This is a genomic window from Shigella sp. SIG6, from assembly GCF_053555815.1.
The window spans coordinates 1-6,573 of sequence record NZ_JBQZXC010000157.1 but is presented as its reverse complement, the minus strand read 5'-3'; the positions used below and the strand labels follow the sequence as shown (position 1 = coordinate 6,573).

Here is a 6,573-nt window from a genome sequence, read left to right as displayed (position 1 = left end):
CAGTTTTTGCGCCGCGCCGCCCTCCACAGAAGCGCGCAGTTCTGGCAACCGGATAAGATGATCGAATCCGAAGAGTGGTAATGAAAGGCACTATCTTCGCCGTAGCGTTGAACCATCGCAGCCAACTTGATGCCTGGCAGGAAGCGTTCCAGCAATCTCCCTACAAAGCCCCGCCTAAAACTGCGGTCTGGTTTATTAAACCGCGCAATATGGTGATTGGTTGCGGTGAACCGATTCCCTTTCCACAGGGTGAAAAAGTACTGAGCGGTGCGACTGTTGCGCTGATTGTGGGGAAAACGGCGACGAAAGTACGTGAAGAAGATGCGGCAGAGTACATCGCCGGATATGCGCTGGCTAACGACGTCAGCCTGCCGGAAGAGAGCTTTTACCGTCCGGCAATCAAAGCAAAATGTCGTGATGGATTCTGCCCCATTGGCGAAACCGTGGCTCTCAGCAATGTCGATAATCTGACTATCTATACCGAGATCAACGGGCGTCCTGCCGATCACTGGAATACCGCTGATTTACAACGTAACGCCGCACAGCTGCTGAGCGCCCTGAGCGAATTTGCCACGCTGAATCCAGGCGATGCTATTCTGCTCGGCACGCCACAGGCGCGCGTGGAAATACAGCCAGGCGATCGCGTGCGTGTTCTCGCAGAAGGTTTCCCGCCGCTGGAAAATCCGGTAGTGGACGAACGTGAAGTGACCACGCGCAAGAGCTTCCCAACGCTGCCACACCCGCACGGTACGCTGTTTGCCCTCGGCCTGAACTACGCCGACCACGCCAGCGAACTGGAATTTAAGCCACCGGAAGAGCCGCTGGTGTTCCTGAAAGCGCCGAATACCCTCACTGGCGACAACCAGACCTCCGTGCGCCCGAACAATATTGAATACATGCACTACGAAGCGGAGCTGGTGGTAGTTATTGGCAAGCAGGCGCGTAACGTCAGCGAAGCCGATGCCATGGATTATGTCGCGGGCTACACCGTGTGTAACGACTACGCCATTCGCGACTATCTGGAAAACTACTACCGCCCTAACCTGCGGGTCAAAAGCCGCGACGGACTGACGCCGATGCTTTCAACCATCGTGCCGAAAGAGGCGATCCCGGACCCGCATAATCCGCCCCTTCGCACCTTCGTCAACGGCGAGTTACGCCAGCAAGGCACCACCGCCGATCTGATCTTCAGCGTGCCCTTCCTGATCGCCTACTTAAGCGAATTTATGACCCTGAATCCGGGCGACATGATCGCCACCGGCACACCAAAAGGCTTATCTGACGTGGTGCCTGGCGATGAAGTAGTGGTGGAAGTAGAAGGCGTGGGCCGCCTGGTGAACCGAATTGTGAGTGAGGAAACAGCGAAATGAAAAAAGTAAATCATTGGATCAACGGCAAAAATGTTGCAGGTAACGACTACTTCCAGACTACCAATCCGGCAACGGGTGAAGTGCTGGCGGATGTGGCCTCTGGCGGTGAAGCGGAGATCAATCAGGCGGTAGCGGCAGCGAAAGAGGCGTTCCCGAAATGGGCTGATCTGCCGATGAAAGAGCGTGCGCGCCTGATGCGCCGTCTGGGCGATCTGATCGACCAGAACGTGCCTGAGATCGCCGCGATGGAAACCGCGGACACGGGCCTGCCGATCCATCAGACCAAAAATGTGTTGATCCCACGCGCTTCTCACAACTTTGAATTTTTCGCGGAAGTCTGCCAGCAGATGAACGGCAAGACCTATCCGGTTGACGACAAGATGCTCAACTACACGCTGGTGCAAGCGGTAGGCGTTTGTGCGCTGGTGTCGCCGTGGAACGTGCCGTTTATGACCGCCACCTGGAAGGTCGCGCCGTGTCTGGCGCTGGGCAATACCGCGGTGCTGAAGATGTCGGAACTCTCCCCGCTGACCGCCGACCGCCTGGGTGAGCTGGCGCTGGAAGCTGGTATTCCGGCGGGCGTGTTAAACGTGGTACAGGGCTACGGCGCAACCGCAGGCGATGCGCTGGTCCGTCATCATGACGTGCGTGCCGTGTCGTTCACCGGCGGTACCGCCACCGGGCGCAACATCATGAAAAACGCCGGGCTGAAAAAATACTCCATGGAGCTGGGCGGTAAATCACCGGTGCTGATTTTTGAAGATGCCGATATTGAGCGTGCGCTGGACGCCGCCCTGTTCACCATCTTCTCAATCAACGGCGAACGCTGCACCGCCGGTTCGCGCATCTTTATTCAACAGAGCATCTATCCAGAATTCGTTAAACGCTTTGCCGAACGCGCCAACCGTCTGCACGTGGGCGATCCGAACGATCCGAATACCCAGGTTAGGGCGCTTATCAGTCAGCAACACTGGGAAAAAGTCTCCGGCTATATCCGTCTCGGCATTGAAGAAGGCGCAACCCTGTTGGCGGGCGGCCCGGATAAACCGTCCGACCTGCCTGCGCACCTGAAAGGCGGCAACTTCCTGCGCCCAACGGTGCTGGCGGACGTAGATAACCGTATGCGCGTTGCCCAGGAAGAGATTTTCGGGCCGGTCGCCTGCCTGCTGCCGTTTAAAGACGAAGCCGAAGGCTTACGCCTGGCAAACGACGTGGAGTACGGCCTCGCGTCGTACATCTGGACACAGGATGTCAGCAAAGTGTTACGCCTGGCGCGTGGCATTGAAGCAGGCATGGTGTTCGTCAACACCCAGAACGTGCGCGACCTGCGCCAGCCATTTGGCGGCGTAAAAGCCTCCGGCACCGGGCGTGAAGGCGGTGAGTACAGCTTCGAAGTGTTCGCGGAAATGAAGAACGTCTGCATTTCCATGGGCGACCATCCAATTCCGAAATGGGGAGTCTGATATGGGTAAGTTAGCGTTAGCCGCCAAGATCACGCACGTACCGTCGATGTATCTCTCTGAACTACCAGGAAAAAACCACGGTTGTCGCCAGGGTGCGATCGACGGGCATAAAGAGATCAGCAAGCGTTGCCGGGAAATGGGCGTCGATACCATTATCGTTTTCGATACTCACTGGCTGGTCAACAGTGCTTATCACATCAACTGTGCAGACCATTTTGAAGGCGTCTACACCAGCAACGAGCTGCCGCATTTTATTCGCGACATGACCTACAACTACGAGGGCAACCCGGAGTTGGGGCAGCTAATTGCCGAGGAAGCCTTAAAGCTCGGCGTGCGGGCAAAAGCGCACAATATTCCCAGCCTGAAACTGGAATACGGCACGCTGGTACCGATGCGCTACATGAATGAAGACAAGCACTTCAAAGTGGTCTCCATTTCGGCTTTCTGCACGGTTCACGATTTTGCCGACAGCCGCAAGCTGGGCGAAGCGATTCTGAAAGCGATCGAACAGTACGACGGCACCGTAGCGGTCCTTGCCAGCGGTTCGTTATCGCACCGCTTTATTGACGATCAGCGTGCGGAAGAAGGGATGAACAGCTACACCCGCGAGTTCGACCGCCAGATGGACGAGCGTGTGGTGAAGCTGTGGCGCGAAGGCCAGTTCAAAGAGTTTTGCAATATGCTGCCGGAGTACGCCGACTACTGCTACGGCGAAGGCAATATGCACGACACGGTGATGCTGCTGGGGATGCTCGGCTGGGATAAATACGACGGCAAGGTGGAGTTTATTACCGAGCTGTTCCCAAGCTCTGGCACCGGTCAGGTTAACGCTGTTTTCCCGCTGCCCGCGTAAGGACGTTTTATGCCGCACTTTATCGTGGAATGTACTGAAAATATTCGTGAAGAAGCCCGCTTACCTGAGCTGTTTGCCAGTGTTAACACTGCACTGGCGGCAACGGGGATTTTTCCGCTTGGGGGAATACGTAGCCGGGCGCACTGGATCGATACCTGGCAAATGGCTGATGGCAAGCACGATTACGCCTTTGTGCATATGACGCTAAAAATCGGCAGCGGACGCAGTCTGGAAAGCCGTCAGGAAGTGGGCGAAATGCTGTTTGATCTGATTAAAACGCACTTCGCCTCACTGATGGAGAGCCGTTACCTAGCGCTTTCATTTGAGATTGCAGAGCTGCACCCGACGTTGAATTTCAAACAGAACAACGTACACGCGTTGTTTAAATAAATTTGCACCAGCTTCCAGGCCGGATGATAAGGCGCTGCCGCATCCGGCAATGCCACAGGATATCGCTATGTTCGATAAACACACCCACACCCTGATCGCCCAGCGTCTGGATCAGGCAGAAAAACAGCGCGAACAGATCCGCGCGATCTCGCTGGATTACCCGGAGATCACCATCGAAGACGCCTACGCCGTGCAGCGCGAATGGGTTCGCCTGAAAATCGCCGAAGGTCGCACGCTGAAAGGCCACAAAATCGGTCTGACCTCGAAAGCGATGCAGGCAAGCTCGCAGATCAGCGAACCGGATTACGGTGCACTGCTGGACGACATGTTCTTCCACGATGGCAGCGATATCCCGACCGATCGCTTTATCGTGCCGCGCATTGAAGTGGAGCTGGCTTTTGTGCTGGCAAAACCGCTGCGTGGGCCAAACTGCACGCTGTTCGACGTTTACAACGCCACGGACTATGTGATCCCGGCGCTGGAGCTGATCGACACTCGCTGCCACAACATCGATCCGGAAACCCAGCGCCCGCGCAAAGTATTCGACACCATTTCCGATAACGCCGCCAACGCCGGAGTGATCCTCGGAGGTCGTCCGATCAAACCAGACGAACTGGATCTGCGTTGGATCTCCGCCCTGATGTATCGCAATGGCGTGATTGAAGAAACCGGCGTCGCCGCTGGTGTGCTGAATCATCCGGCAAACGGCGTGGCCTGGCTGGCGAACAAACTCGCACCGTATGACGTACAACTGGAAGCCGGGCAAATCATTCTCGGTGGTTCGTTCACCCGCCCGGTTCCGGCGCGTAAGGGCGACACCTTCCACGTCGATTACGGCAACATGGGCTCCATTAGCTGCCGCTTTGTTTAAGGAGAGAACGATGGAAAACAGTTTTAAAGCGGCGCTGAAAGCAGGCCGTCCGCAGATTGGATTATGGCTGGGGCTGAGCAGCAGCTACAGCGCGGAGTTACTGGCCGGACCAGGATTCGACTGGTTATTGATCGACGGTGAGCACGCGCCGAATAACGTGCAAACCGTGCTCACCCAACTACAGGCGATTGCGCCCTACCCCAGCCAGCCAGTGGTACGCCCATCGTGGAACGATCCGGTGCAAATCAAACAACTGCTGGACGTAGGCACACAAACCTTACTGGTGCCGATGGTACAAAACGCCGACGAAGCCCGTAAAGCGGTACGCGCCACCCGTTATCCCCCCGCCGGTATTCGCGGTGTGGGCAGTGGGCTGGCTCGCGCCTCGCGCTGGAATCGCATTCCTGATTACCTGCAAAAAGCCAACGATCAAATGTGCGTGCTGGTGCAGATCGAAACGCGTGAGGCAATGAAGAACTTACCGCAGATTCTGGACGTGGAAGGGGTCGACGGCGTGTTTATCGGCCCGGCGGATCTGAGCGCCGATATGGGTTATGCCGGTAATCCGCAGCACCCGGAAGTACAGGCCACCATTGAGCAGGCGATCGTGCAGATCCGCGAAGCGGGCAAAGCGCCGGGGATCCTGATCGCCAATGAGCAACTGGCAAAACGCTATCTGGAACTGGGCGCGCTGTTTGTCGCCGTCGGCGTTGACACCACCCTGCTCGCCCGCGCCGCCGAAGCGCTGGCAGCACGGTTTGGTAATAGTTCTTCTATTTCGATGGCGAAGCAAAACAACAACTCTGTCTACTAAACGTACGATGTGGAGCGCATCATGACGACCTCTACCCTGCAATATAAAGATAATAAAACTGTTGAAATTGAACATCGTGTCATTAATAAATTATTTCGTCGCCTAATCATTTTTCTTTTTATTCTGTTTGTTTTTTCGTTTCTTGATCGCATCAATATAGGATTTGCCGGACTGACAATGGGCAAGGATCTTGGCCTGACGTCCACAATGTTTGGCCTCGCCGCGACACTCTTTTATGTCACGTACGTCATGTGCGGGATCCCCAGTAATATGATGTTAGCGAAAATTGGCGCTCGTCGATGGATCGCTGGGATCATGGTGGTCTGGGGAATTGCTTCCACCTGCACAATGTTTGCAACAAGCCCCGAAACACTCTATCTACTGCGTATGCTGGTTGGTATTGCTGAGGCGGGTTTTTTACCTGGTATTTTGGTTTATCTGACCTGGTGGTTCCCGGCATATCATCGGGCCAGAGCCAATGCCTTATTTATGATAGCGATGCCAGTCACTATGATGCTGGGATTGATCCTTTCAGGCTACATTCTGGCCTTGGATGGACTGTGGAATCTAAAAGGCTGGCAATGGCTCTTTTTGCTGGAAGGTCTGCCATCGGTCATTCTTGGTGTCGTCACCTGGTTTTATCTCAACGACACACCAGACCAGGCGACCTGGCTTGATGAAAACGAAAAACAGGCTTTAAAAACGATGATTCTCCGTGAACAAGAGAGTGCATTTGCCCATGCATCTGTTCCACGCTCAACTTTACGTGAAGTCCTGACCCCAGCCATCATGCTATATACACTTGCTTATTT

At 55.2% G+C, this 6,573-nt stretch carries 7 protein-coding genes; all 7 read left to right on the top strand.

Annotated elements, in window-relative coordinates; translation table 11 throughout:
* The first annotated feature begins 80 nt into the window (after positions 1-80).
* On the top strand, positions 81-1,370 hold the full coding sequence (gene hpaG / locus ACUU1M_RS17770) for a 4-hydroxyphenylacetate degradation bifunctional isomerase/decarboxylase (protein ID WP_000679068.1): 1,290 nt from the start codon (positions 81-83) through the stop codon (positions 1,368-1,370).
* Complete coding sequence (gene hpaE, locus ACUU1M_RS17765; protein WP_000757496.1) at positions 1,367-2,833, top strand: 5-carboxymethyl-2-hydroxymuconate semialdehyde dehydrogenase; 1,467 nt, start codon at positions 1,367-1,369, stop codon at positions 2,831-2,833. The genes hpaG and hpaE overlap by 4 nt, the downstream gene beginning before the upstream one ends.
* Position 2,834: 1 nt before the next feature.
* Positions 2,835-3,686 carry a 3,4-dihydroxyphenylacetate 2,3-dioxygenase gene (gene hpaD, locus ACUU1M_RS17760; RefSeq protein WP_000516996.1) on the top strand — a complete coding sequence of 284 codons (852 nt, stop codon included), beginning with the start codon at positions 2,835-2,837 and terminating at the stop codon, positions 3,684-3,686.
* A gap of 9 nt (positions 3,687-3,695) precedes the next feature.
* Positions 3,696-4,076: a 5-carboxymethyl-2-hydroxymuconate Delta-isomerase gene (locus tag ACUU1M_RS17755; RefSeq protein WP_001119868.1), complete on the top strand. Its 381-nt coding sequence runs from the start codon at positions 3,696-3,698 to the stop codon at positions 4,074-4,076.
* A gap of 67 nt (positions 4,077-4,143) precedes the next feature.
* Positions 4,144-4,947: a 2-oxo-hept-4-ene-1,7-dioate hydratase gene (gene hpaH / locus ACUU1M_RS17750; protein WP_000459752.1), complete on the top strand. Its 804-nt coding sequence runs from the start codon at positions 4,144-4,146 to the stop codon at positions 4,945-4,947.
* Positions 4,948-4,957: 10 nt separating this feature from the next.
* Positions 4,958-5,761 (top strand): 4-hydroxy-2-oxoheptanedioate aldolase, encoded by an 804-nt coding sequence (hpaI, locus tag ACUU1M_RS17745; RefSeq protein WP_000431717.1) that lies wholly within the window; start codon positions 4,958-4,960, stop codon positions 5,759-5,761.
* 21 nt (positions 5,762-5,782) lie between these two features.
* The coding region (locus ACUU1M_RS17740; RefSeq protein ID WP_449144714.1) for an MFS transporter at positions 5,783-6,573 on the top strand (791 nt) is incomplete at its 3' end.